Genomic DNA, 23,534 nt, shown 5'->3' with positions numbered 1-23,534 from the left:
AGAAATTATGTCAGTAGCAACAGTGGCGATTGTCGGTCGTCCCAATGTCGGAAAATCGACGCTTTTTAACCGGATTGCCGGGGAGCGGATTTCAATTGTGGAGGATGTGGAAGGAGTAACCCGGGATCGGATTTATGCCCAGGCCGAGTGGCTCAATCGTTCCTTTAGCATTATTGATACCGGGGGAATCGATGACGTCGATGCTCCTTTTATGGAACAAATTAAACACCAAGCCGAAATCGCCATGAATGAGGCCGATGTGATTGTCTTTGTGGTCTCTGGTAAGGAAGGCATCACCAATGCGGATGAATATGTCGCGAAAATGCTCTATAAAACAGAGAAGCCGGTCATCTTGGTGGTTAATAAGGTTGATAATCCAGAGATGCGCAATGACATCTATGATTTTTATTCTTTGGGGCTGGGAGAGCTCTATCCAGTTTCCAGTGTCCACGGGATTGGAACCGGAGATGTCTTGGATGCGATTATTGAAAATTTACCAGCTGAGGATTCCCAAGATGAGTCCGATGTGATTCGTTTCAGCTTGATCGGTCGTCCCAATGTTGGGAAATCCAGTTTAATCAATGCCATTCTAGGTGAGGATCGGGTTATTGCCAGTCCCGTAGCGGGAACAACCCGTGATGCCATTGATACTCATTTTGTAGATGCAGAGGGCCAAGAGTTTACCATGATTGACACTGCGGGTATGCGCAAGTCCGGTAAGGTCTATGAGAATACAGAAAAATACTCTGTAATGCGGGCCATGCGGGCGATTGACCGGTCTGATGTGGTCCTGATGGTTCTAAATGCCGAAGAAGGAATCCGGGAATATGACAAACGGATTGCTGGTTTTGCCCATGAGGCCGGTAAAGGAATCATTATCGTTGTTAATAAGTGGGATACCTTGGACAAGGACAACCATACCCTCAAAAACTGGGAAGAAGACATTCGTGACCAATTCCAATACCTCTCTTATGCACCGATTATTTTTGTATCTGCGATGACCAAACAACGCTTGCATAAGTTACCAGCAATGATTAAGGAGATCAGTCAAAACCAAAACTTGCGGATTCCAAGTGCGGTCTTGAACGATGTGATTATGGATGCGATTGCGATTAATCCAACCCCAACGGATAAAGGGAAACGGCTTAAAATTTTCTATGCAACCCAAGTGGCTGTCAAACCACCGACCTTTGTTATTTTTGTGAACGAAGAAGAATTGATGCATTTCTCTTATCTCCGTTTCTTGGAAAACCAAATTCGCAAAGCCTTTGTTTTTGAAGGAACCCCAATCCATTTGATTGCCCGTAAACGGAAATAGCAGGGTCTCTGTTTGAGAAATATTATTTAGTGACCATCAAAATTAGAATACTTGTAGAATTTCAAAAGAATGATTAGGAAAGCCGACGAGGGGAGTTTAACAGCTCTGAGAGCCCTGTTAAATCGGATCAATAGAAGCCAAGTACAGCTTTCGTACATCCTAAAGTTTATCATGGAAGCTTGGCAAGATTAGATTTTGAAGCATAAGGAGGAGGAGTATGCGAATGATTCCAGGTAAGGTACGCCAGGAAGGTAAGGTACTCTATCAAGATGATAGGGTTAGGTTTCAAGATTACCAGGATGGTTTGTTGCAATTTCAGGTGGCTACAGAGGAGGTTCACCTCTCAGCAGTTGGAGGTCAAGATTATTGCTCCTGTCAAGATTTTAGTAAAGAGGGCTACTGTGCTCACCTTGCGGCCGTTGAGATTTTCATAAGGGAAGAAGAGGACGGTAGGACATCTGTGGAATCATTAGTCCCCTTGGAAGCTGAGCCAAGGCGCGAACGCTTTCCTGATTTCCATAAGAACGGAGAAAATTTCTTTAGCTTTTTCCTAAAAGATAGGAAGGAGCTCGACCAATTACATCTAGAAGTTGAAGGAAGTCTTCCACGTTATCGCCCTGTAATCCAGTGGACTTTCAAGTTGCGTTATGGGGAGTCTAAAGCCTATATTGTTAGGGATATTTCAGATTTATTAACACGCCTGGAATATGGAGCTGAGCTTCGCCTAGGTCGCCAGATTCAAATTGAGAATTTAAGTTGGGAGTTATTTGATTCAGCTAGTCAAAATGTCTTATCTTTTCTCTTGAATCTTAAGCAAGAGGCTTCGGTGATTTCTAATCCATTTTTTTCACATTACGGGCGCTATCTAAGTCTCCCCTTACCCCTGCTGCAGCAAGCCTTTCCTTTGTTTCAGGAGTTGGAGCATTTTTCGGTAGATTTTGATGAAGGGGTTCAACGACATCCCGGCTTCCAACCATTGACAGAAGAGCAGAGTCCCTATTTTTTGAAGTTGCTAGAGGCTAAGGGAGGTTATGAGCTATTCTTTGAAATCAAAGAGCATTTTAGCTTTTATGAAGGACAACTCCTTTATTTTCAAGATACTTTTTTTCAAATTTCCTATGGCCAAGCTAGGCTTTTAAATAAGCTTCATTTCTATTTTGAAACTATTGTAATGGAGCCCTTGGTTTTTGGGACCAATCAATTGAGTCGCTTGTTTACTTTTTTGGAAATGGTAAAAGGGGTTGTGAATCTTTGGTTGCCGGAGGGTTTAGAGCCACAAGCGTTCGCAATTACCCTCCATTTGGATGTTGATCCACAGGGGTGGATACAGACTCAGTCCACGTATCAGATTGATGATCAAATTTTTACAGATGAACACCAGCTGGCCTCTTCGGGTCTTATCTTGAGTTATCAGCAACAGCTGGACTATGAGCTAGCGTTACAAGAAGCTGATTTTCCATCCACGATGGTGGGGAGAAGACCTCCCTTTACGGAAGTAGAGATAGTGGATTTCTTTGATTACCACCTTCCAAAATTACAGGAACTAGCAGATGTGATCCTGTCTCCTGCTTTTACAGAACTGAGACAGGAAGTTGATTTGGAACTCAGTATTGAAGAAGGACAAGGTTTCCTGGAGGTGAGTTTTTCCCTAGAGGGAGTTGACTCAGCTGACATTCAGGAGGCGATACAAGTTCTTTCGACAGGAAACCTTTACCGAACTAAGACAGGGCGTTATCTTAGTCTAGCTGCAACCAAGCAAGAGCAACTACAACAGCTGATGTCGGTGGAGGATGGCATCTGGAATCAAGAAGAGGGACATTTCCAAGTTAAGCGGCAACTGTTGGGACGTGTAAATGCTGCCTTACATGGAGCTTCTGTTAGCTATTCAGAAGCTCTAGAGGAACTCTTAGAACACTTAGTTGATCCAGGAAGCTATCCCCTACCTCCCCATCCAATAGTCGAACAATTGCGAGACTATCAACGGCTGGGTGTTGCGTGGATGTCGATGCTTGCCCATTACGGTTTTGGCGGGATTCTCGCAGATGATATGGGGCTTGGGAAGACCCTGCAGGCGATTAGCTTTTTAGTATTGAATCTGAAAGTGGGGGAGAAATCTTTAATTGTTGCCCCTTCAGGTTTGCTGTATAATTGGAAGGCAGAGTTGGAGCGATTTGCCCCTGACTTAACAGTTGGAATGGTCTATGGTTCCAAAAAAGAGCGAGAAGAAGTGCGTGGTAAGGATTATCAGGTCTATTTGACTAGCTATGGAAGTCTACGGCAGGATATTTCTGATTATCAAAACGAGCACTTTCAATCACTCATCTTGGATGAGGCACAGTACTTAAAAAATCAGCGCACCAAGGTTCACGCAAGTCTGCAAAAGATTGATGCAGAGTCGATTTTTGCTTTGTCCGGTACGCCTGTTGAAAATCGTTTAGAAGAAATCGGATCCATTTTCGGAATTGTACTGCCTGGTCTTTTACCGGCAAAAAAACTCCTCTTAAAAATGCCAGTGGAGGCAGTCGCACACCAAATTCGCCCCTTTATTCTTCGTAGGGACAAGCAAACAATTTTAACAGAACTACCTGAAAAAACAGAAGATATCTATGTGACGGAGTTGCTTCCTGAACAAAAAGCACTATATGTGGCACAACGGGAACAAATGCAACAAGAGCTTCAAGGATTGACAGAGCAGGAATTCAGGAAACGCAAAGTAGAATTTCTAGCCGGTTTAACCCGTCTGCGGCAGATTTGCGACAGCCCTGCTCTTTTTTTGGAGGATTATCAGGGACAGAGTGGTAAATTAGAATTATTGAAGATTTTACTCGCTGGAGCCAAGGAAAGTGGCCAACGGATTTTGATTTTTTCCCAATTTGTAGAGATGCTCACCTTGGTGGAGCCAATACTTGATAAAGCTAAGGTGGATTACTTCACGATCAAAGGGTCGACACCCGCCCGTAAACGGCAAGAGATTAGTCAAGCTTTTAACCAAGGGCAAGGTGATGTTGTATTAATTTCGTTGAAAGCTGGTGGTGTCGGTCTTAACTTGACTGGGGCAGATACGGTTTTTCTATTAGATTTATGGTGGAATCCAGCAGTGGAGGAGCAAGCTATCGGTCGTGCTCATCGAATGGGACAGCAAAATCCAGTTCAAGTTTACCGTTTTATTACCAAGGGTAGTATTGAAGAAAAGATTTTTGAATTGCAAGAACACAAACGCAATCTTTTAGGTTCTATTCTGGATGCGGGGCGTCCTAATGAGTCCTTTGGTTTGGACGAGGTGAAGGAAATTTTAGGTATCTAGGAAAAGTAGGAGGACTAAACTTGAAAATCGGAGAAAAAACGCTATAATTGAGATTTGAGAGGATAAAACGATGGTAGATAAACAATTTCCTTTGGCGACTGATTCTGACCCAATTTTTGAGGATCGTCAGCCAATGAATCTCTATGAAGAGTCTGATTTTATTAGTAATATTAAAGGTGATTACCAGGAAAAGTCCTTTTATGATTGGGCGCCGATTTCGACTGCAAAACTCGAGAACAAGGAGTTACCGGTCGAGGAAGAGTTTAAGACGGATGCCGCCTTGGGCCGTGAAAAAGCCAGAGAAAGTGTCCGCCAGAAACGGTCCGCCTCTTATCTTCAGGATGATCCCAATCAGGTCTTTCGTCAAGACCTCAAGCGTCGTCTGGAGGAAGTGCAGCCCTTACGACCTCAGGAGGAAGCGGGTTCGGATTACCGTAAGTATGGCCAAAAACTCAGTCAGGACCAGTATATTCTAGCGGATTTACGGGGACGGACTAAAAAAAGTGATAAAAAGGCTAGCAAGGATTCCTATGATTTTCTAAGGAAGAGTCAAATTTACCAAGAGAAAGAACAGAAAGTAAGTCCTCGTCGAACCAATCAGGAATTGGATTTGCGCAAGTTGACGAATGAGAGAGAGAAAAAATGACCAAGCGTTTTCATTTTATCGGAATTAAGGGGTCAGGGATGTCAGCCTTGGCACTCATGCTGCATCAAATGGGCTATGAGGTCCAGGGGAGTGATGTCGATAAGTACTACTTTACCCAACGCGGTTTAGAGCAGGAAGGGATCCAGATTTTGCCCTTTGATGCAGCCAACCTGTCTCCCGATTTAGAATTGATTGCGGGAAATGCCTTCAAGGCTAGCAACAATGTGGAACTGGCAGCGGCTGAGGAGCAGGGACTTAGCTACCGTCGTTACCATGAGTTTCTGGGCGAATTTATGGAGCAATTTACCAGTCTTGGTGTAGCGGGTGCTCATGGGAAGACATCGACAACCGGTTTGTTAGCCCATGTTTTGTCTCATATGACAGACACATCTTACCTGATTGGTGATGGGACTGGACGTGGATCGAAACAAGCTAGTTACTTTGTTTTCGAATCAGATGAATACGAACGTCATTTCCTTCCGTATCATCCGGCTTACTCAATCATTACCAATATTGATTTTGACCATCCGGATTACTTTACCAGTCTAATGGATGTCTTTGATGCCTTTGACACCTATGCAGATAATGTTAAAAATGGTCTCTTCATTTACGGGGAAGACCAACTCCTCAGGAAGATTACTTCTGAGGCTCCGATCTATTATTATGGATTTGATCCTGAGACAAATGATTTCATTGCCAAGGACTTGGTGCGTTTGACGACTGGTTCAACCTTCACGGTTGAGTTTCGTGGGGAAGACCTTGGTCAGTTCCACATTCCAACTTATGGCAAACACAATGTTATGAACGCGACAGCGGTTATCGGCTTGTTGCATACGATTGGTTTTGATTTGGACTTGGCGCGTCAGCATTTGAAAACCTTCGCGGGTGTGAAACGTCGCTTTACCGAGAAAATTGTGAATGGTGTGACCATTATTGATGATTTTGCCCACCATCCAACAGAAATCATTGCGACCATTGATGCCGCTCGTCAAAAATATCCAAGTAAAGAAATCGTTGCGATTTTTCAACCCCATACCTTTACGCGGACTATTGCCTTGATGGATGAATTTGCGGAGGCCTTGAACTTGGCAGATTCGGTTTATTTGGCAGAGATTTATGGATCTGCCCGTGAGGTGGACGACGGTCAGGTACGCGTGGAGGATCTGGCAGCTAAGGTTGCCAAAAAAGGTGGTATTATCACAGTCGATAATGTCTCGCCTCTCTTGGATCATGACAATGCGATTTTTGTGTTTATGGGAGCTGGTGATATCCAGACCTACGAACACTCTTTTGAGCAGTTGCTTGCGAATTTAACTAATAATATTCAATAATGAAGTAGAGAGGTGGGGCTGGTCCCGACCTCCCCTTCTTTTTTTGGGAGGAAATATGATACGTCTGGCAAGGATGGCTGATTTGGATCGGCTGCATGAGATTGAAGTCCAAAATTTTGGACAGGAAGAAGCTTTGCCCTATGAAACCCTGGCCCGTCATATTCAAAACATTGCGACCAGTTTCCTAGTTTATGAGGAAGATGACCGCATTCTCGCCTATCTTGAAGGACCGGTGGTTCCCGAACGAACCCTAGTAGACCGGAACTTTTACCAAGCTCAGGATTGGAGTGCGGAACCGGGCGGCTACATTTCGATTACCAGTTTGTCCGTGGCGCCGGAGGCGCAAGGCCGGGGGCTGGGAACCTTACTCCTAGATGAGCTGAAGCAGGTGGTCTTGCGGGATCAGCGGCTGGGGATTAACTTAACCTGCCATGATTACTTGATTGGCTATTATGAAGGCCAGGGCTTCCAGCTATTAGGTCCCTCTTCTTCCACTTATGCCGGAGAAAAATGGTTTGATATGTTGTGGGAATTAGGGTTATAATCATTAGTGGAAAATCCTGTCTTTGTGGTATAATGATTTAGATTAGTATGAAGGAGGTCCCGCCTTTGGCTGACCAAGAAAGACCGAAAAGTCTAAGCTTTAAAGAGCAAATTCTGAGAGACCTTTCCAAATCCAAGCAAAAAAGACAGGAGATGCTGAGTCAGGTTCAGCGTGCCCATGCTGAAAAAATGGCTCAGGCCCAGGTGGTTGAACAAGAAGCAGGAGTCGAACAGTCTAGAGTGAAATCCTCAGAGACTAGGCCTGCCGTTCCAGCTACCCCTCACGCCGGAAAGATCAAACAGACAGATGTGAATCCGGAGGCTCCTGTAGCGGCACCCAAGCCGGCAGTAGCTCTCAAACGGAAAGGGAAGTCCATCCAGGTGCCCTTGTCCATTGGTAAAAAACATACCACCACCATTGAGACAGAGGCTCTTCGCAAACAAAGAACGGTCCCTGCGGCTAAAGAAAAAGCGCATGCAGAAGCTGTCCAGCAGAAACAACCTGGAGCTCAGATTCGCATGAAAGCAGCTCCAGGGAAATCGCTCTCTTTTGCTGCCGAAGAACAGAAACAGAGCCTAGCTCCTGTAAAAGAAACCAAGTTGGCTCGGGTTGAACAAGTCGACTGGCAAGGAGAAGACGACATGGAAAAACGTCAAGAAAAACGTCGAAAACAAAACCAAGTGGCTAAGAAGATTGTTGGAGTGGTAACTCTGCTACTCTTACTTTGCTTCCTAGCAACTGGCGTTTTCGGTTACATTTACGTCCAATCTGCCTTGGGGCCGATTGATCAAGACTCAACAGAGTATGTTCAGGTTGAAGTGCCGATTGGCTCTTCTAACCGAGAAATTGGCCGCATTTTAGAAGTGGCCGGTCTCATTAAGAGTGGCCAAGTGTTTAATTTTTACACACAATTCCGCAATCATACCGATTTCCAATCCGGTTATTACAACCTGCAGAAAAATATGAATGTAGAGGAAATTATTGAGAGATTGAAAGAGGGCGGAACGGAGAGTCCGGTGGCCCCATCTCTCGGTAAAATCACAATTCCGGAAGGTTATACCTTGGAGCAGATTTCGGATGCTGTTACTCGAAATGCAGCTTCGAAAGATGGTCAAGAAAATAGTATCTTTACCAAAGAAGCCTTTATGGAAAAAGTTCAGGATGATGGCTTTATCGAAGCGCTCGTGGCGAAATATCCAAATCTTTTGGGCAGTCTGCCTGCCAAAGAAGCGGGAGTTAAGTACCGTTTAGAGGGCTATCTCTTCCCTGCAACCTATGACTACAATGAGGGTGACACAGTTGAGGCCTTGATTGAACAAATGGTTGCAGCCATGGATGCCAATATGGCACAGTTCTATGAGCCGATTGCCCAGCAACAAAAATCCGTGAATGATATCTTGACCCTAGCTTCTCTTGTTGAGAAAGAGGGAGCAACAGATGAGGATCGGAAAAATATTGCCAGCGCCTTCAATAACCGTTTGAGCCAACAAATGCCTCTCCAAAGTAACATTGCCATCCTATATGCAATGGGCAAACTTGGACAAAAGACAACCCTCGCTGAAGATGCTGGAATCGATACCAATATCGATTCACCTTACAACATTTACAAAAATCCAGGTCTTATGCCTGGTCCAGTAGACAGCCCAGGAATGGCAGCCATTCGTGCCACCATTGATCCCAACAAAACAGACTACCTCTACTTTGTAGCGGATGTCGATACAGGTACCGTCTACTACGCCAACAATATTGAAGAACATAATCGGAATGTTGAAGAACATGTCAATTCCAAACTAGCCAATGCATCGGCTAGTGCCAATTAGAAAGTGAGAAACTATGGCAGAAAAAACCTATCCAATGACCCAGGCTGAAAAGGAAAAGCTTGAAAAAGAATTAGAAGAACTGAAATTGGTCCGTCGTCCAGAAGTCGTTGAGCGGATTAAAATCGCCCGTTCTTACGGAGACCTCTCTGAAAATAGTGAATATGAGGCAGCCAAAGACGAGCAAGCCTTTGTCGAAGGTCAAATCTCAGACTTGGAGACCAAAATTCGCTATGCTGAAATCGTAGACTCTGATTCCGTTGCTAAAAATGAAGTAGCTATCGGTAAAACTGTAACCATCCAAGAAGTGGGTGAAACAGACACCGAAACTTACATGATTGTCGGATCTGCTGGTGCTGATGCCTTTGCTAATAAGGTTTCTAACGAAAGCCCGATCGGCCAAGCCCTCATCGGCCGTAAAACCGGTGACACCGTTACCGTCCAAACCCCAGTTGGCAGCTACGACGTTAAAATCGTATCTGTGAAAAAATCAAAATAAGCAGGTTAGCCTGTGAAAAAGGACTTGATTCTCATTTTGAAGAATCAAGTCCTTTTTTGGTTCTGAGAGTAGCCAGAACTACAAAAAGCCCCATCTTCCAAAGGAAAATGGGGTGGTCACTGATTAGCGTGAGCGCTGCTTACCAGCGTTGCGTTTTTTGTTTGCCTGTTGACGGTTTTGGGAGCTTGGTGGGGTCACGTCTTTGATAGGACTAGCACCTGCACCGGCTCCAAAGGCTGCTCCGAACTGACTTGGTGTTTTAGGAGGATTTTCTTCAAATTCCTTGGCAACTTGTTTACGGAGACGTGGACGAACCACATACATGGTAATCAATTGCTGAATAATTGAGAAGAAACCACCGACCAACCAGTAGAGGGCTACTCCGGCAGGAGAGCTGAAGGAGAAGAACATAATCATCAAGGGGCTGATCAACACCATGGACTGCATTTGTTTGCGTTGTTCTTCAGTGACTCCAACCAGGGTCAAGGCTGACTGGATCAAGTAGAGAACTCCGGTTAGGATGGTCAGGAGCATACTTGGAGAATCCAAGGGAATATTCATCCAGCTGGAACCTGCGATACCAGGGGTATGTTGGGCTGCGAAGAAGAGAGCTGAGAAGAAAGGCATCTGGATCAAGATTGGAAGACAGCCGATGCCTCCAAAAGGATTGAGGCCATTTTCCCGTTGAGCCGCCATAAATTCTTGGTTGGCCAATAATTTCTCTTCTTGGGTCTGGGCATTTCGCATCCGCTCTTGAATCGGTGCCAAGATGGGTTGCATATAGGCCATTTTTTCAGCCTGATAAGCTGCCTTCTGGGCCTGGTAGAGTCCTAGCGGCAGGATAATCACACGCACAATAATGGTTACAAGAATAATCGCCACACCATAACCCAAGGCTTGGTTTTCAGCGAAGAAAGTGATCAGGGTGCTCATGGGTTGCCCCAAGAGGGTCCAAATGAGACCTGTCGGATTGCCATTAGCATCTTGACCGACACAGCCTGAGAGCAAGACTAGCATGGAAGCTAAGAGTCCTGCAGTAGCAAATGTTTTTTTAGTCGTCACAATTCAGTTCCTTTTCTAAATGATACCTTTCTATTCTACTGCTTTTGAGCCTGGATTACAATAGGACTGTAGACGGAGCTTAGTTTTGGATGGCAAAATCTTCGTAAGAAGGGAAATTTGCCAGGGTCACATCGACATAGGTCACTTTAGAAAAAGGACTAGGTCCCTTTCTCACCTCTTGGATAAAAAGAGCCATCTTTGCCGCATCTTCGGCCTGGGCTAGAATTTCAACCAGCCCATCCTCGCGGTTCCAGACACGACCGGTAATCCCTCCCAAAGAATTGGCTAATTCCCAGACGGACCAGCGAAAACCGACTCCTTGGACTCGTCCCTGAACAATCATACGTACTTTTTTCATGACTTTCTCCTTTTGTGCTATAATATCTCTTATGACTATTATAACCTCTAAAACTAATCCTTTGATTAAAAAGATCAAAAAGCTGACCAAGAAAAAATACCGCAAGGATTCCTATTTGATTGAAGGTTGGCACCTTTTTGAGGAGGCCTATCAAGCTGGAGCTAGCTTTGGCCCGATTTTGATTTTGGAAGAAGAACGGCATCGTCTCCCCGCGGATGTCAACTATCAAGTAGTGAGTCCTGCCGTTCTGGCGGAAGTCGCCGATTCGAAAACGCCTCAAGGGATTGTGGCCGAGGTGCAACGAGAGGTCCAAGAGGTCCCAGATCTGACCCAGGGCAAGTGGCTCTATCTTGAAGAAGTGCAGGATCCAGGTAATGTTGGTACCATGATTCGGACAGCTGATGCAGCGGGCTTTACGGGGGTTCTAGTGAGCCCTGGAACAGCTGATATCTATAGCCCTAAGACCCTACGTTCCATGCAGGGGAGCCACTGGCACCTACCCATTTATGAATATCCCTTGGACCAGCTAGCCCAGGAAGCTCATGCGCCGCTGCTGGTGACCAGTCTGCAAAACCGGTCTCAGAGTTACTTGGATCTAGGTCCCTTGGATGCGGTGATTCTCTTAATGGGGAATGAGGGCCAGGGTGCCTCGGAACAAGCCCATTCACTGGCAGATCAGACCGTTCATATTCCGATGGCCGGTCAGGCAGAAAGCCTCAATGTGGCTATTGCCTCGGGGATCCTCTTGTTTCATTTGAAAAATAGCTAAAGGAGAATTTATGCAACCAATTACCAGTCAAGCCGATACCGGTTTAAATCGTTTCTTTGCCAAGGTCTATGGTTATATGGGTCTGGGTCTAGCAATCTCAGCCCTAGTTTCAGGACTTTTGCTTTACGTTTTCCAAGCAACCATGCTCAACATCATGGCCAACCATTCCTGGGTTTACTATGCCGCTTCCTTTATTGAAATTGCCTTGGTCTACTCCGTTTCAAGCACTGCCTGGAAAAATAATCCAATGGCCATGCCTCTGTTCCTGTTCTACTCAGCTCTTAACGGCTTTACACTAAGCTTTATTTTGGCAGCCTACAGCCAAACCAATGTCTTTGCAGCCTTTGTGACAGCGACCCTGACCTTCTTTGCGATGGCTGTGATTGGTCTTGTCAGCAAGCGAGATCTATCCGGTATGGCCCAGGCCTTCCGAATGGTGCTACTGGGTGTGTTGATTGCAAGTTTGATTAACATTTTCCTACGAAGTGCCGGCTTGTCCTATGTGATGAGTTTGGTCATGGTCGTGATTTTTGCTGGTTTGACAGCCTACGACAATCAACGCATTCGTCAAGCCTACCAGCAATCAGGTGGGCAAGTGTCCAACGGTTGGGCGATCTCTATGGCCTTGAGTCTTTATTTGAACTTTATTAATCTCTTCTTGAGTATTCTTCGCATTTTTGCGGCTAACCGCGATTAGGAAAGAAGCTTACAAGTTTTTGCTTGGAGGTCTTTTTTCTTTTTGAAAAAGCGTCAGAGCTTTGGTATAATAAGAGCGAATGTATGTAATACTCAAACTAGTTAGAGTAAGAGGAAGGATTTGAACTATGGCTTTGTGGCTAGCAATTATTTTAATCGTCGTTTTCTTTATTGGTGGTGTGGTACTCGGGATTTACTTGACCCGTCGCCAAGTTGAACAAGAAATGGCTCAATACCCTCGTTTGAATAAGGATGCCCTTCGGGTTATGATGGGCCAAATGGGTCAAAAGCCAAGTGAGGCTCGTGTCAACCAAGTTTACCAACAAATTGTCAATCAACAAAAGAAACAAGCCAAGAAATAAAGAGGTGAGGCTGAGACAAGAGTCTCAGCCTTGTCGTTTTCCTCAGGTAACCTAGGCTCTCTAGTCTTACCTTGAGATCTATCAGCTGAGATAAAGGGAGGATGGTATGGATAATCGTCCAATTGGTTTCTTAGACTCAGGGGTTGGAGGTTTGACGGTCGTTAAAGAATTGCGACGGCAACTCCCCCATGAGGAAGTCATTTATATTGGGGACTCGGCGCGTGCGCCTTATGGACCACGCGCCGCCGAAGAAATTCGGCAATATACTTGGGAATTGGTCCGCTTTTTACAAGAGAAAAATGTCAAAATGATTGTCATTGCCTGCAATACGGCTACAGCTGTGGCCTGGGAAGAAATCAAGGATGCCTTGGACATCCCCGTGTTAGGGGTGATTCTTCCAGGAGCCTCTGCAGCCCTAAAGGCTAATCTGAAGGGGACGATTGGGGTTATTGCTACGGAGATGACCGTGGCTTCAGACATTTACCGGCAGAAGATCCAGTCCTTGGATCCCAAAGCCCAGGTGATGAGCCAACCCTGTCCTCCTTTTGTGCCCTTGGTAGAAGCCAATGAACTGCAGTCCAGTTTGGCTAAAAAGGTGGTTTATGACCAATTGAAGGACTTTCAGGGCAAGGTCTCAACCTTGATCCTAGGTTGTACCCACTACCCTTTGTTGCGCCCGGTCATTCAAAATGCCCTAGGGCCTGAGGTGACCTTGATTGATAGTGGGGCGGAATGTGTCCGGGATATTTCCGTTCTCCTGAATTATTTTGAGATTAACCGCGGTCGTGATCTCGGTGAGCAGCAACACACCTTTTATACAACCGGTGATGTTGAACCCTTTACCCAGCTAGCTCAGACCTGGCTGGAAGAAGCAGTACGAGTGGAGCATATAGATTTATGAAACAAGAATTAGTAGAATTTCGAGATGGACAAGACTGGTACGTGGCACAAGTTTCTGACGGACCTCACTTAAGTTTCGCTTTTGATCAGGAAGATCAGGTGTATCATTTCCTAGCTCCTTTTCAAAATTTGTCCCAAAAAAACGGCTTTAAAGTTCAAGTTTTCCAATGGTCCTCAGCCCAAAAGCTAGCTCGCTTTATGGTGGACTTGATAAATCGTAGCGAAGACCGGCAGTTGACCTTGGAGCGGCGGGGAGCAGCCCTCTTGGTGGTTGAGGACGGGCGTTTGTTGCATGTCGCCTTGCCTGAAAACGGTGAAGAGCTGGCCAAGGTCTTGGGTGAAGCGGACTTAGAGCCGCTCTTGATTGCGACACGCAATGAAGGGAAAACGGCAGAATTTAAGAAGATTTTTGAGCCCCTTGGTTTTCGAGTGGAAAATCTCAATGACTACCCCGACCTACCTGAAATTGCCGAGACGGGGACAACCTTTGAAGCCAATGCCCGCCTGAAGGCCGAAGGAATTGCAGCTATTACTGGAACCATGGTGTTAGCCGATGATTCCGGCTTGAAGGTTGACGTCTTAGGCGGACTGCCAGGAGTCTGGAGTGCTCGCTTTGCAGGTCCAGATGCGACGGATGCGGACAACAATGCCAAGTTGTTGCATGAGCTGGCTATGGTCTTGGAGGCTGACAAGCGTTCTGCCCAATTTCACACGACCCTGGTTGTTGCGGCACCGGGGCGGGAGTCCCTAGTTGTTGAGGCCGATTGGCCGGGTTACATTGCATTTGAGCCTAAAGGAGAAAATGGATTTGGTTATGATCCTCTGTTCCTCATTGGGGAGACTGGCAAAACCTCTGCCCAATTGAGCATGGAGGAGAAAAACCAGCAGTCTCATCGGGCTCAAGCAGTTGAAAAATTAGTGGAGGTATTTCCATCATGGAGAGACGGACAATAGTTGTCATGAGCGATTCTCATGGAGATCGCGAGATTGTTCAAGCCATTAAAGAGCAGTGGCAAGACAAGGCAGATCTGATTTTCCACAATGGCGATTCGGAGCTTGAAGTGAATGATCCGGTCTGGGATGGCATTCAGGTTGTTGCTGGCAATATGGACTTTTTAGCCGGTTATCCCGATCAGCAGCGGGTGGAGCTGGATGGCTATAAGATCATCCAAACCCATGGTCACTTACAGAACATCAATTTCACCATGGATAAATTGGCCTATTGGGCCCAGGAGGAAGAAGCTAGCATCTGCTTGTATGGCCACCTCCATGTCCCAGCTGCTTATCAGGAAGCGGGGATTCTCTATGTGAATCCAGGTTCTGTCAGCCAGCCCCGAGGCCAAATCTTGGAGCGGCTCTATGCCGTCCTCTCAATCCAAGGTGCACAGGTTCGGATTGATTACTACACGCGTGACCATCAGCTTTTCCCAGGCCTAAGCAAGGAGTTTACCATCCAATGATTGCAGAACCACTAGAGGATTATTTGAAGGCTCAAGAATCGACCTTCCTCACGCCGGCCAAAAATCTGGCGGTGGTCATTGATAGTCACAATGTCGACCATGTGATTCTGTTGTTGAGCCAGATTAGCTACACTCGGATTCCCGTGGTCACCGACCACGGTCACTATGTTGGGACGATTTCTCTGACGGACATTCTCAGCTACCAAATGAAACACAATCTGTCTGCTGAGGAGCTGGAAAGTATGGACATTTCTCATATGGTGAAACGTGATGGATTAACCCTGGGTCCTGGTTACAGCTTAACCGAGGTTTTCCATAAACTGGTTGATGAATCCTTCCTACCCGTTTTGGATGACCAAGGTGTCTTGGAAGGAATTATCGCCCGGAAATCCATTTTGAAGGCCACCAATGCCCTGCTCCACGAGTTTGGTCAGTATTATGAAATGAGTCCCAAATGAAAGACTGGATTGAAGCCTTTTTAGACTCCAAACGCTTGTCAGCCAATACCCGAGCAGCCTACAGTTCCGATATCCAGCAACTGGCCAAAAGTCTGCAGGGAGCAGTAGTAGACGAGTTAGGTCTGAAACTCTATCGTGATTCCCTGGCCCAGCTTAGTGTAACCGCCCAGCGCCGGAAATTATCGGCCATTAATCAATTCCTCCTCTTTCTTTATGAGGAGGGTCATAGCGACCAGTACCATCGCCTCACCTTACCTCCTTTGGAAAGGAAAGAGGAGTCTAGTACTCCTGACCGGACTTTGCTGGCTAAGGATTTGTTTGAGACAGCCACCCAGTATCCCCAAGGGCAAATTCTGGTCGCCTTGATCTTGGAGACTGGCCTACAGGCAACAGAGATTATCCAGCTAGAACGGACGGACTTACAGCCGGCCCTGGGGCTGCTACAGGTTGGCCAAAGTGGGAGGCGCCGCGTTCTGGAGTTAAGTTCGCGTCTGAGCCAGGCCCTAGCTCAAACAAGCCAAACTTCCTACATCTTTGAACACCAAGGTAAACCCTATACCCGTCAATGGGTCTTTCTGCAAATCAAGGCCTATTTGGAGGAGCAGGGACTGGTCCCGCACTCTCCCCAAAGCTTACGGGAGCAATATATTTTTAAAGAATTGCAGGCTGGGGTGGGCCTGTTGACAATTGCAGACAATCTTGGGCTCCGCTCCCTGCACAGTATTGAGAAGTACCGCAAATGGAAATAAAAATCAAAGATTTTGAGGGGCCACTGGACTTGCTTTTGCACCTGGTCTCCCGCTACCAAATGGATATTTATGATGTTCCTCTCTTGGAAGTCATTGAACAATACCTAGCCTATCTCTCCACCCTCCAAGCCCTCCGCTTAGAGGTGGCGTCTGAGTATATGGTCATGGCCAGTCAGTTGATTTTACTGAAGAGTCGCAAGCTCTTACCTCAGATTCAGCAGCAGGAAGACGATGAGCCCATCGAGGATTTTGAACAAAATCTCCTACAACAATTGGAAGACTATCGCTATTTTAAAGCAGCTAGTCAGGAATTGGCCCAGCAGCACGAGGAGCGCTCACGTTACTATAGCCATCCGGCCCTGCCCCTGGCTTCAGAAGTGGTTGTTTTGAATCGCGATGTGACTGCTACGGATCTCTTCTTGACCTTCTCCCACCTGTTACGGCAGGAGAAAAAGAAGCGACAGGGTCAGCAGACGACGGTGGAGCGGGATGATTTCCGGATTGAGGATTCGATGGAGCAGATTCGCCAAGGTTTGGTACGGGCTAAGGGGAAATTGGCTTTTAGCCAGCTCCTTTCCCAGGCGGAATCGCTCTCGCAAATGATTACACAATTTTTGGCCTGCTTGGAGTTGGTGAAAATCCAGGAAATCCGTCTCCATCAGCCAGAAACCTTTGATGAAATATGGATAGAAGGACAGGTGTCATGAGTCAATTAGCAGCCTTAGAGGCCCTTTTATTTACAGCAGGGGAGGATGGTCTGGATCGTCTTCATTTGAGTTCCATGTTGAATGTAGCTCCGACCCAGCTGGAAAGCCTACTTCAGACTCTGGGGCAAGCCTATAATCAGAATCCGGATTCTAGCTTGACCGTGATTGAGACCAAGGGTAACTTGCGTTTGGTGACCAAACCTGCCTACGCTTCCCTACTGGAAGCCTATGCCCAAACCCCTATGCAACAGTCGCTGTCCCGGGCCAGTTTGGAGGTTCTTTCGATTATTGCTTACCGCCAACCCATTACCCGGATTGAAATTGATGCCATTCGCGGGGTTAACTCCAGCGGAGCTCTAGCTAAGTTGCAAGGATTTGGTTTAATCAAAGAAGTCGGCAAAAAGGAAACCCTTGGCCGTCCGAATCTTTATGGCACGACGGACTATTTTTTGGATTATATGGGGATGAACCATTTGGAGGATTTACCCCAGGTTCAAGTTGAGGAAGAAGACCAGGAAGAACTGTCTTTATTTAGGATTGAGGAAGAAAATGAGAATTAATAAATATATTGCCCATGCGGGTATTGCTAGTCGGCGAAAAGCGGAAGAGTTGATTAAGCTGGGCCGGGTAACCATCAATGGCCAGGTGGTTAAGGAATTAGCCACTACTGTCAAAAAGGGCGACCGTGTAGAAGTCGAAGGGCAGCCAATTTATCAGGAGGAAAAAGTTTACTACCTCTTAAACAAACCCCGAGGTGTGATTTCGAGTGTTAGCGATGACAAGGGCCGGCGGACCGTCCTCGATTTCTTTGGCAGCGTTAAGGAACGGATTTATCCGGTTGGGCGGCTGGACTGGGATACTAGTGGGGTTCTGTTATTGACCAATGATGGGGACTTTACCGATGAGATGATCCACCCCCGCAATGAACTAGACAAGGTCTATCTGGCGCGTGTGAAAGGACTGGCAACCAAGGAGAATCTGCGTCCCTTGACTCGCGGAGTTGTGATTGACGGCAAAAAAACCAAACCAGCTGTTTACAATATCTTGAAAGTTGATCCAGCTAAAAATCGTTCAGTGGTTGAACTGACCATTCACGAGGGCCGCAACCACCAGGTCAAGAAAATGTTTGAAGCGGTTGGCTTAGAGGTTGATAAACTGTCACGGACCCACTTCGGCCACTTGGATGCAGCCGGCTTGGCTCCAGGAGAATTCCGGCGCCTCAATAAAAAAGAAGTGAGTCAATTGCATAATTTAGCGGTGACGGCCAAGAAGTCTGCTCGGAAAAGATGATGAGCCATTTGCTAATCCTCTGTGTTCGCTTCTACCAACGTTTTATCTCGCCCCTCTTTCCTCCTTCCTGCATCTATAGTCCAACTTGCTCCACCTATATGATCCAGGCGATTGAAGCTTATGGTTTATGGGGCTTGTGTCTGGGAACCAAACGGATTCTTTCCTGTCATCCCTGGTCGGAAGGCGGGGAGGCTCCAGTTCCAGCTTCCTTTCATTTTTTGAAAAAAGAAATCAAGAAGCTTGACAGATAGGGAGCTCCTAGTATATACTAAAAAAGTAATTTGATTGATTTAGCTCAAACCTGTTGTGACCTAAGTTAATCAAGTTTGGCACCACATTGTCCGCCGAGCTTGACTCCGGGTGATGTGGCTATTTTTTTAGCTGGAAAGGGAATTTCTGTGAATAACATTGTATTATACCAACCCCAGATACCCCAAAACACGGGTAATATTGCTAGGACCTGTGCGGCAACCAATAGTCCCCTTCATTTGATTCATCCTTTGGGTTTTCCTTTGGATGATAAAAAAATGAAACGGGCTGGTTTGGATTACTGGGATCAATTGGATATTCACCATTATGATTCCCTAGAGGACTTCTTGGCCCAACATGGAGGAAAGAAACTCTACCCCGTTACCAAATTTGCAGAACAGACTTATGCCCAGATGGATTATCAGCTAGCTGAAGACGTCTATTTCATCTTTGGGCGTGAGGATACAGGCCTTCCGGAAGCCTTTCTGCAGGATCAACGGAGTCAAGCCATTCGGATCCCCATGAATGACGACCATGTTCGGAGTTTAAACCTTTCGAATACGGTTTGTATGGTGGTTTATGAAGCTCTTCGCCAACAGCAGTTTGTCGGCTTGGAAGAAGTACATCATTATGTACAGGATAAGATAAAGTAAGGAGTACTGATATGACTCGAGTTAGACAGTTGACCATTGTGGCGGTTCTTTCTGCCCTCTCATTTATTCTCATGTTTTTCGCAATGCCGATTATTCCAGGAGCTGATTTCTTGCAGTTAGACCTCAGCATTTTGCCAATTTTGGTAGCTTTAGAACTGTTTGGCTTGAAACAAGCTAGCCTGGTGCTCTTGCTTCGTTCCCTTTTGAAGTTAGTTTTGAATAACCAGGGAGTGTCAACGATGATTGGTTTGCCGATGAACATGCTGGCTGTATTTGTCTTTATTCTTGTTTTGGCCTTGGTTTGGCGGAAGAAGGATTCTTATGTTCAGTATTTCCTAGCCGGTGGTCTAGCGACACTAGCCTTGACACTAGCTATGGTGGCCATGAACTATTTCTATGCGATTCCCCTCTATGCCCAGTTTGCCGGCTTTGACATTGGAAAGATTATTGGGATTGGAACCTATCTTCAAGCTATGATCCTTCCTTTTAACTTGATTTCCGGTGTTGTCTACACGATCAGTTTTGGTCTGGTTTGGGCCTTGATGAAACCTCTGGTGAAAGCTTATGCAGAATAAGCAACTCTATTGGAGCAAGGGCAGTTTCTGCCTCTTGCTCTTTGTTATTTTAGGCTATACCGTTCGGTTTTATCCCCAGCATCTGGAGGCTTTTGATGGAATGGTACAGACGGCTGTGCGGGGCGATCTGCCAGCAGGCCTAACGAGCTTCTTTGCCACCCTGACCAAGATTGGCAATATGCCGGTGATTATCACCTGGGTCACAGTGATGACGCTTTTTTTGGTCTGGAAACGCTACTACAGTGAAGCTCTTTTTCTGGCTGGGAATTTGATCCTGACAGGTCTACTGGTAGTCCTGCTCAAAAACATTTACCAACGGCCCCGCCCCAGTCTGGAGCATCTAGTGGTTGAGCATGGGTTCTCCTTTCCAAGTGGCCATGCTCTGGCAGCTGGTTTGGTCCTTGGATCCTTGCTGATTCTGGTTACCCAGGGAATCAGCTCGACCGGCCTCAGACGCCTGCTTCAAGTAGTTTTGGTCATTCTGATTTTGCTCTTGCCGCTGTCGCGGGTCTATCTGGGCGTCCACTATCCCAGTGATGTGCTTGGCAGCCTGCTCCTTAGTCTGGGCCTCCTATTGATTGAATATCCCGCCTATCAGGGCCTCCGTTTTCGTTGGCGCTTTACAGGCAAACAAGCAAGATAGCCTTGAGTTAGCTTGCTTTCTTTTTGGATAAAAATGGTATAATGGGAACATCTTTAAAACGAGAAAGGGAAGGTAAAAATGGTTCAAAAACCTTTGGAACTGGCCCATGAATTTTTGGCTCAGGTGTTGGGTCCAGATGCGATTGCGGTCGATGCAACCATGGGAAATGGCCATGATACACTGTTTTTAGCTCAGCATAGTGGCCATGTCCATGCCTTTGATATTCAGCAGGTGGCTTTGAAGAAGACCCAGGCCCGTTTAGCAGCAGCAGGTTTGGCCAATGTGAGTTTGCATCTGGTCGGCCATGAGCAGTTGGAACAGTATGTGACCAGCATTCGTGCTGCCATTTTTAATTTGGGTTATTTACCGGCAGCAGATAAGAGTTTAGTGACCTTGCCTGAGACAACCCTCGTGGCTGTGTCCAGTGCTTGCCGTGCTCTGGTTCCGGGAGGACGGATCGCAATTATGGTCTATTGGGGTCATGCCGGTGGTCCTGAGGAAAAGGATGCGCTGTTAGACTTTGTCCAAACCCTGCCTCAGGAGCATTATACGGTTATGGAATACAAGCCCTTGAACCAACGCAATACACCCCCATTTTTAATTATGATTGAAAAGAAAGAAGAGAATCATGGATAAAGCTAGATTTGAAGAACGCTTGCAACGCTTGCGGGAACGGCGGACTGTGACCCGTTTGGAGGAAGCTCCAGCCGAGGCGGATAGCAGCCGTTTTCGGAAAATTCGTCGTAAGCAGCAACGTTTGTTAAATTTGGAGATGGCTCGTTGTTCTAAGCAAATTCAACACCAGGATGAGCAGAAAACCAAGGCTTTGATTGATCAAGAGAAGAGTCGCTACCAGAAAATTTGTCGGGGAGAGGGGTAAGTAGATGGGCCCCTTAGTGATTCTTTTGGTCTTTTTGACCTTACTCATTCTATCCAATGCGATCAATAAGGTTTTTCCACGTTTACCCATCCCCTTTTTGCAGATCCTATTTGGGATTATGCTTGGTTATTTTTTGATTGATCGGCAATTTGAATTTGATACCGAGCTGTTTCTAGCCCTGATCATCGGACCTCTGGTCTTTCGAGAAGCCGAGGAGGCGGATGTTTCTAGCATCCTTCAGCATTGGAAAATCATTCTTTATTTGATTTTTCCAGGAATTTTTGCAACGACCTTTGTTCTGGGCAGTTTATTAGCCCAGCAAATGCCTCTGTTACCCTTTGCAGCCTGTATTGCTGTGGGGGCAGCCTTGGGGCCAACGGACTTGATTGCCTTTTCTTCCCTAGCCCAGCGTTTTCGCTTTAGCAGCAAGTCGGCTAACATTTTGCAGGGAGAGGGTTTGCTCAATGATGCCAGTGGACTGGTGACTTTTCAGGTGGCTATTTTAGCCTGGTCGTCGGGTGCTTTCTCCCTGGCCCATGCTGGTGGGAACCTCCTGTTGCAGATGTTGGGAGGAGCCCTGGTCGGGATTGTGACAGCCCTCTTGAACCGGTGGGTTCACAATATTCTGATGCGGTTCCAGGCGGTCGATGTGGCAGGTGAGCTGCTGCTGGAGTTGGGTTTACCCCTCTTGACTTTTTTCCTAGCTGAAGAATTCCATGTATCTGGGATTATTGCCGTTGTGGTTGCAGGGATTCTCAAGGCTAGCCGCTTCCGACGGATTAACCCCTTGGAAGCGGAGGTTTTTGAAACCACAGAGATTGTCTGGAAGGCCTTGACCTTTATGCTCAATGGCTCGGTCTTTCTCCTCTTTGGAATCGAGATGGTCTTCCTGGTTGATCCTATCCTCACTAGTCCAGTCTACGACACGGTTTTACTCCTTGGTCTCTGCCTGGCTCTAACCGCCCTTCTTTTTGGAATCCGCTATGTCATGTTACGGATTTTTTATACCCTTCAAGTTTTTTTCAAAAAAGAAAAAGGGGAGCAGGATCTGTTAATTTTGACCTTTGCAGGGGTAAAAGGGACGGTCTCCATTGCGACTATCCTGCTCTTGCCGCAAGAGCTCAAGGAAGAGTATCCTGTATTGCTCTTTTTGGTGGCCGGGGTGACAATTCTGAGCTTCTTGACCGGGCTCTTGGTCTTGCCCAATCTGGCAGAACCCAATCGGGAAGAGGCTGATCACTTGATGGAGATTGCCATTCTGACGGATGTGATGAAGCAGTTGGAAAGCGAGCTCTATCAATCCCAGTCCAAAACCTCACTCTACTTGGTGTTGGACAACTACAATGATCGCCTGGTCAACCTGACCATTGCCCAAGAAGGCAAGACCATTCAGGAGGAATGGACGGACTTGATGCTTTTGATTTTAAGTGTCGAAAATGATGGTTTGGAACAGGCCTATGAAGATGACCAGATTTCCGAGCGGGCTTACTTTGCCTACCAGCGTTATCTCCGTGCCATGGAACGACGGATCAATCGGTCGGTAGTGTCCAAATTGACCTATGTACTCCTGGTTGTTTGGCGGGTACTCCGCCTCCTCCTACATGAAATTTTGACCCTCGGGGCCAGCAGCCGCCAGTGGATGCACCACCAAAATCTCCGTTTGACTCAGGATGATGAAGACGATTTGGCCATGCTCTATTTGGAGAATACAGAGGTCATTGTGGATGCTTTGGCAGACTTACAAGGAGTCTACACAGATTCCCTGATTCAATTTGTCCAAGATTGGCGGATCCGGGAAACAGCGATTATTGGGGATGGAGGCTTTGTCAATCGTGTCTTGTTGAGAGAGCAGGCCTACCGTTCCAAAGAGATGCTCAAGGCCTACTATCTAGAACGAAAAGCGATTTTTGATTATGAAAATGACGGCCATATTAGCAGCCAAGAGGCTAATATCCTTCGCTCCCAAGTCAACCAACTGGAATCTTTTGCACTCAAGGATGCGACACCTAGCCTCCGTCTCGTAAGGATGAGACGGAAGTAGAAGGTAGGTGAAATCAGCCTAGCCCTCCGCCAGTTTTTGGTAGGAGAAGAATTTTTCAGAGACGATAAAACGGCTCTTTGTCAAGTTGTGTGGAATCCCTGAAAACTGACAGTTTTAGGCTTTTATTATTTAGCTTTTTAATAAGGGTGTTGAGATGGTTTTAACGTCAATCCGAATCCGGCTTCTTTCGAATTTCTATGAGATGCTTTCCCTGTGGTGGGGG

At 46.4% G+C, this 23,534-nt stretch carries 27 protein-coding genes; 25 read left to right on the top strand and 2 right to left on the bottom strand.

Annotated features, from left to right (window positions below; genetic code table 11):
* Positions 1-7: 7 nt before the first annotated feature.
* The 7 genes from der to greA all read left to right on the top strand — a co-directional run bounded on the left by der (position 8) and on the right by greA (position 9,459).
* A complete protein-coding gene (der, locus tag E5983_RS02280) occupies positions 8-1,318 on the top strand; it encodes a ribosome biogenesis GTPase Der (protein WP_160332306.1) in 1,311 nt (436 codons plus the stop codon).
* 217 nt (positions 1,319-1,535) lie between these two features.
* Positions 1,536-4,622 carry a DEAD/DEAH box helicase gene (locus E5983_RS02275; protein WP_160332305.1) on the top strand — a complete coding sequence of 1,029 codons (3,087 nt, stop codon included), beginning with the start codon at positions 1,536-1,538 and terminating at the stop codon, positions 4,620-4,622.
* A 70-nt stretch (positions 4,623-4,692) separates the two neighbouring features.
* Positions 4,693-5,268 (top strand): cystathionine gamma-synthase, encoded by a 576-nt coding sequence (locus E5983_RS02270; RefSeq protein ID WP_160332304.1) that lies wholly within the window; start codon positions 4,693-4,695, stop codon positions 5,266-5,268.
* Positions 5,265-6,599 carry a UDP-N-acetylmuramate--L-alanine ligase gene (murC, locus tag E5983_RS02265; protein WP_160332303.1) on the top strand — a complete coding sequence of 445 codons (1,335 nt, stop codon included), beginning with the start codon at positions 5,265-5,267 and terminating at the stop codon, positions 6,597-6,599. The genes E5983_RS02270 and murC overlap by 4 nt, the downstream gene beginning before the upstream one ends.
* A gap of 55 nt (positions 6,600-6,654) precedes the next feature.
* Complete coding sequence (locus tag E5983_RS02260; RefSeq protein ID WP_160332302.1) at positions 6,655-7,143, top strand: GNAT family N-acetyltransferase; 489 nt, start codon at positions 6,655-6,657, stop codon at positions 7,141-7,143.
* A 152-nt stretch (positions 7,144-7,295) separates the two neighbouring features.
* Positions 7,296-8,963, top strand: coding sequence for an endolytic transglycosylase MltG (mltG, locus tag E5983_RS02255; protein WP_414486750.1), 1,668 nt, complete (start codon positions 7,296-7,298; stop codon positions 8,961-8,963).
* Between the two features lie 13 nt (positions 8,964-8,976).
* Complete coding sequence (gene greA, locus E5983_RS02250; protein ID WP_135035449.1) at positions 8,977-9,459, top strand: transcription elongation factor GreA; 483 nt, start codon at positions 8,977-8,979, stop codon at positions 9,457-9,459.
* Between the two features lie 123 nt (positions 9,460-9,582).
* On the opposite strand, the gene yidC is transcribed toward greA, so the two are convergent.
* Entirely contained in the window at positions 9,583-10,521 is a 939-nt protein-coding gene (gene yidC / locus E5983_RS02245) for a membrane protein insertase YidC (protein WP_331251088.1), read from the bottom strand.
* Positions 10,522-10,600: 79 nt separating this feature from the next.
* A complete protein-coding gene (locus tag E5983_RS02240; protein ID WP_160332300.1) occupies positions 10,601-10,879 on the bottom strand; it encodes an acylphosphatase in 279 nt (92 codons plus the stop codon).
* Between the two features lie 31 nt (positions 10,880-10,910).
* On the opposite strand from E5983_RS02240, the gene E5983_RS02235 reads away from it, so the two are divergent.
* The 18 genes from E5983_RS02235 to E5983_RS02150 all read left to right on the top strand — a co-directional run bounded on the left by E5983_RS02235 (position 10,911) and on the right by E5983_RS02150 (position 23,311).
* A complete protein-coding gene (locus E5983_RS02235; RefSeq protein WP_160332299.1) occupies positions 10,911-11,648 on the top strand; it encodes a TrmH family RNA methyltransferase in 738 nt (245 codons plus the stop codon).
* Positions 11,649-11,658: 10 nt separating this feature from the next.
* Entirely contained in the window at positions 11,659-12,345 is a 687-nt protein-coding gene (locus tag E5983_RS02230) for a Bax inhibitor-1/YccA family protein (RefSeq protein WP_160332298.1), read from the top strand.
* A gap of 127 nt (positions 12,346-12,472) precedes the next feature.
* Complete coding sequence (locus E5983_RS02225; protein WP_160332297.1) at positions 12,473-12,706, top strand: YneF family protein; 234 nt, start codon at positions 12,473-12,475, stop codon at positions 12,704-12,706.
* Positions 12,707-12,812: 106 nt separating this feature from the next.
* A complete protein-coding gene (racE, locus tag E5983_RS02220; RefSeq protein ID WP_160332296.1) occupies positions 12,813-13,607 on the top strand; it encodes a glutamate racemase in 795 nt (264 codons plus the stop codon).
* Positions 13,604-14,560, top strand: a complete 957-nt coding sequence (locus tag E5983_RS02215) for a nucleoside-triphosphate diphosphatase (RefSeq protein ID WP_160332295.1) — start codon at positions 13,604-13,606, stop codon at positions 14,558-14,560. The genes racE and E5983_RS02215 overlap by 4 nt, the downstream gene beginning before the upstream one ends.
* Positions 14,542-15,066, top strand: a complete 525-nt coding sequence (locus E5983_RS02210) for a metallophosphoesterase (RefSeq protein ID WP_160332294.1) — start codon at positions 14,542-14,544, stop codon at positions 15,064-15,066. Before E5983_RS02215 ends, E5983_RS02210 begins: the two co-directional genes overlap by 19 nt.
* The gene (gene cbpB, locus E5983_RS02205) at positions 15,063-15,524 is read left to right on the top strand and encodes a cyclic-di-AMP-binding protein CbpB (RefSeq protein WP_160332293.1); all 462 of its coding nucleotides are present in this window, start codon (positions 15,063-15,065) and stop codon (positions 15,522-15,524) included. The genes E5983_RS02210 and cbpB overlap by 4 nt, the downstream gene beginning before the upstream one ends.
* On the top strand, positions 15,521-16,273 hold the full coding sequence (xerD, locus tag E5983_RS02200) for a site-specific tyrosine recombinase XerD (protein WP_160332292.1): 753 nt from the start codon (positions 15,521-15,523) through the stop codon (positions 16,271-16,273). The genes cbpB and xerD overlap by 4 nt, the downstream gene beginning before the upstream one ends.
* Complete coding sequence (locus E5983_RS02195) at positions 16,264-16,980, top strand: segregation/condensation protein A (protein ID WP_160332291.1); 717 nt, start codon at positions 16,264-16,266, stop codon at positions 16,978-16,980. Before xerD ends, E5983_RS02195 begins: the two co-directional genes overlap by 10 nt.
* The gene (gene scpB / locus E5983_RS02190) at positions 16,977-17,540 is read left to right on the top strand and encodes an SMC-Scp complex subunit ScpB (RefSeq protein ID WP_160332290.1); all 564 of its coding nucleotides are present in this window, start codon (positions 16,977-16,979) and stop codon (positions 17,538-17,540) included. Before E5983_RS02195 ends, scpB begins: the two co-directional genes overlap by 4 nt.
* Complete coding sequence (locus E5983_RS02185; protein ID WP_160332289.1) at positions 17,530-18,270, top strand: pseudouridine synthase; 741 nt, start codon at positions 17,530-17,532, stop codon at positions 18,268-18,270. The genes scpB and E5983_RS02185 overlap by 11 nt, the downstream gene beginning before the upstream one ends.
* A complete protein-coding gene (gene yidD / locus E5983_RS02180; RefSeq protein WP_160332288.1) occupies positions 18,270-18,521 on the top strand; it encodes a membrane protein insertion efficiency factor YidD in 252 nt (83 codons plus the stop codon). Before E5983_RS02185 ends, yidD begins: the two co-directional genes overlap by 1 nt.
* 141 nt (positions 18,522-18,662) lie before the next feature.
* Positions 18,663-19,172, top strand: coding sequence for a tRNA (uridine(34)/cytosine(34)/5-carboxymethylaminomethyluridine(34)-2'-O)-methyltransferase TrmL (gene trmL, locus E5983_RS02175; RefSeq protein ID WP_160332312.1), 510 nt, complete (start codon positions 18,663-18,665; stop codon positions 19,170-19,172).
* 11 nt (positions 19,173-19,183) lie between these two features.
* Positions 19,184-19,747, top strand: coding sequence for an ECF transporter S component (locus tag E5983_RS02170; protein ID WP_160332287.1), 564 nt, complete (start codon positions 19,184-19,186; stop codon positions 19,745-19,747).
* The gene (locus E5983_RS02165) at positions 19,737-20,390 is read left to right on the top strand and encodes a phosphatase PAP2 family protein (protein WP_160332286.1); all 654 of its coding nucleotides are present in this window, start codon (positions 19,737-19,739) and stop codon (positions 20,388-20,390) included. Before E5983_RS02170 ends, E5983_RS02165 begins: the two co-directional genes overlap by 11 nt.
* A gap of 78 nt (positions 20,391-20,468) precedes the next feature.
* The gene (gene mnmM, locus E5983_RS02160) at positions 20,469-21,026 is read left to right on the top strand and encodes a tRNA 5-(aminomethyl)-2-thiouridylate-methyltransferase MnmM (RefSeq protein WP_160332285.1); all 558 of its coding nucleotides are present in this window, start codon (positions 20,469-20,471) and stop codon (positions 21,024-21,026) included.
* Positions 21,019-21,270 (top strand): hypothetical protein, encoded by a 252-nt coding sequence (locus tag E5983_RS02155; RefSeq protein ID WP_160332284.1) that lies wholly within the window; start codon positions 21,019-21,021, stop codon positions 21,268-21,270. Before mnmM ends, E5983_RS02155 begins: the two co-directional genes overlap by 8 nt.
* Before the next feature lie 4 nt (positions 21,271-21,274).
* Positions 21,275-23,311 carry a cation:proton antiporter gene (locus E5983_RS02150; protein ID WP_160332283.1) on the top strand — a complete coding sequence of 679 codons (2,037 nt, stop codon included), beginning with the start codon at positions 21,275-21,277 and terminating at the stop codon, positions 23,309-23,311.
* Positions 23,312-23,534 lie beyond the last annotated feature (223 nt).

It is taken from the genome of Streptococcus danieliae (assembly GCF_009767945.1).
GTDB lineage: Bacteria > Bacillota > Bacilli > Lactobacillales > Streptococcaceae > Streptococcus > Streptococcus danieliae.
This window is presented reverse-complemented; position numbering and strand designations above follow the sequence as displayed.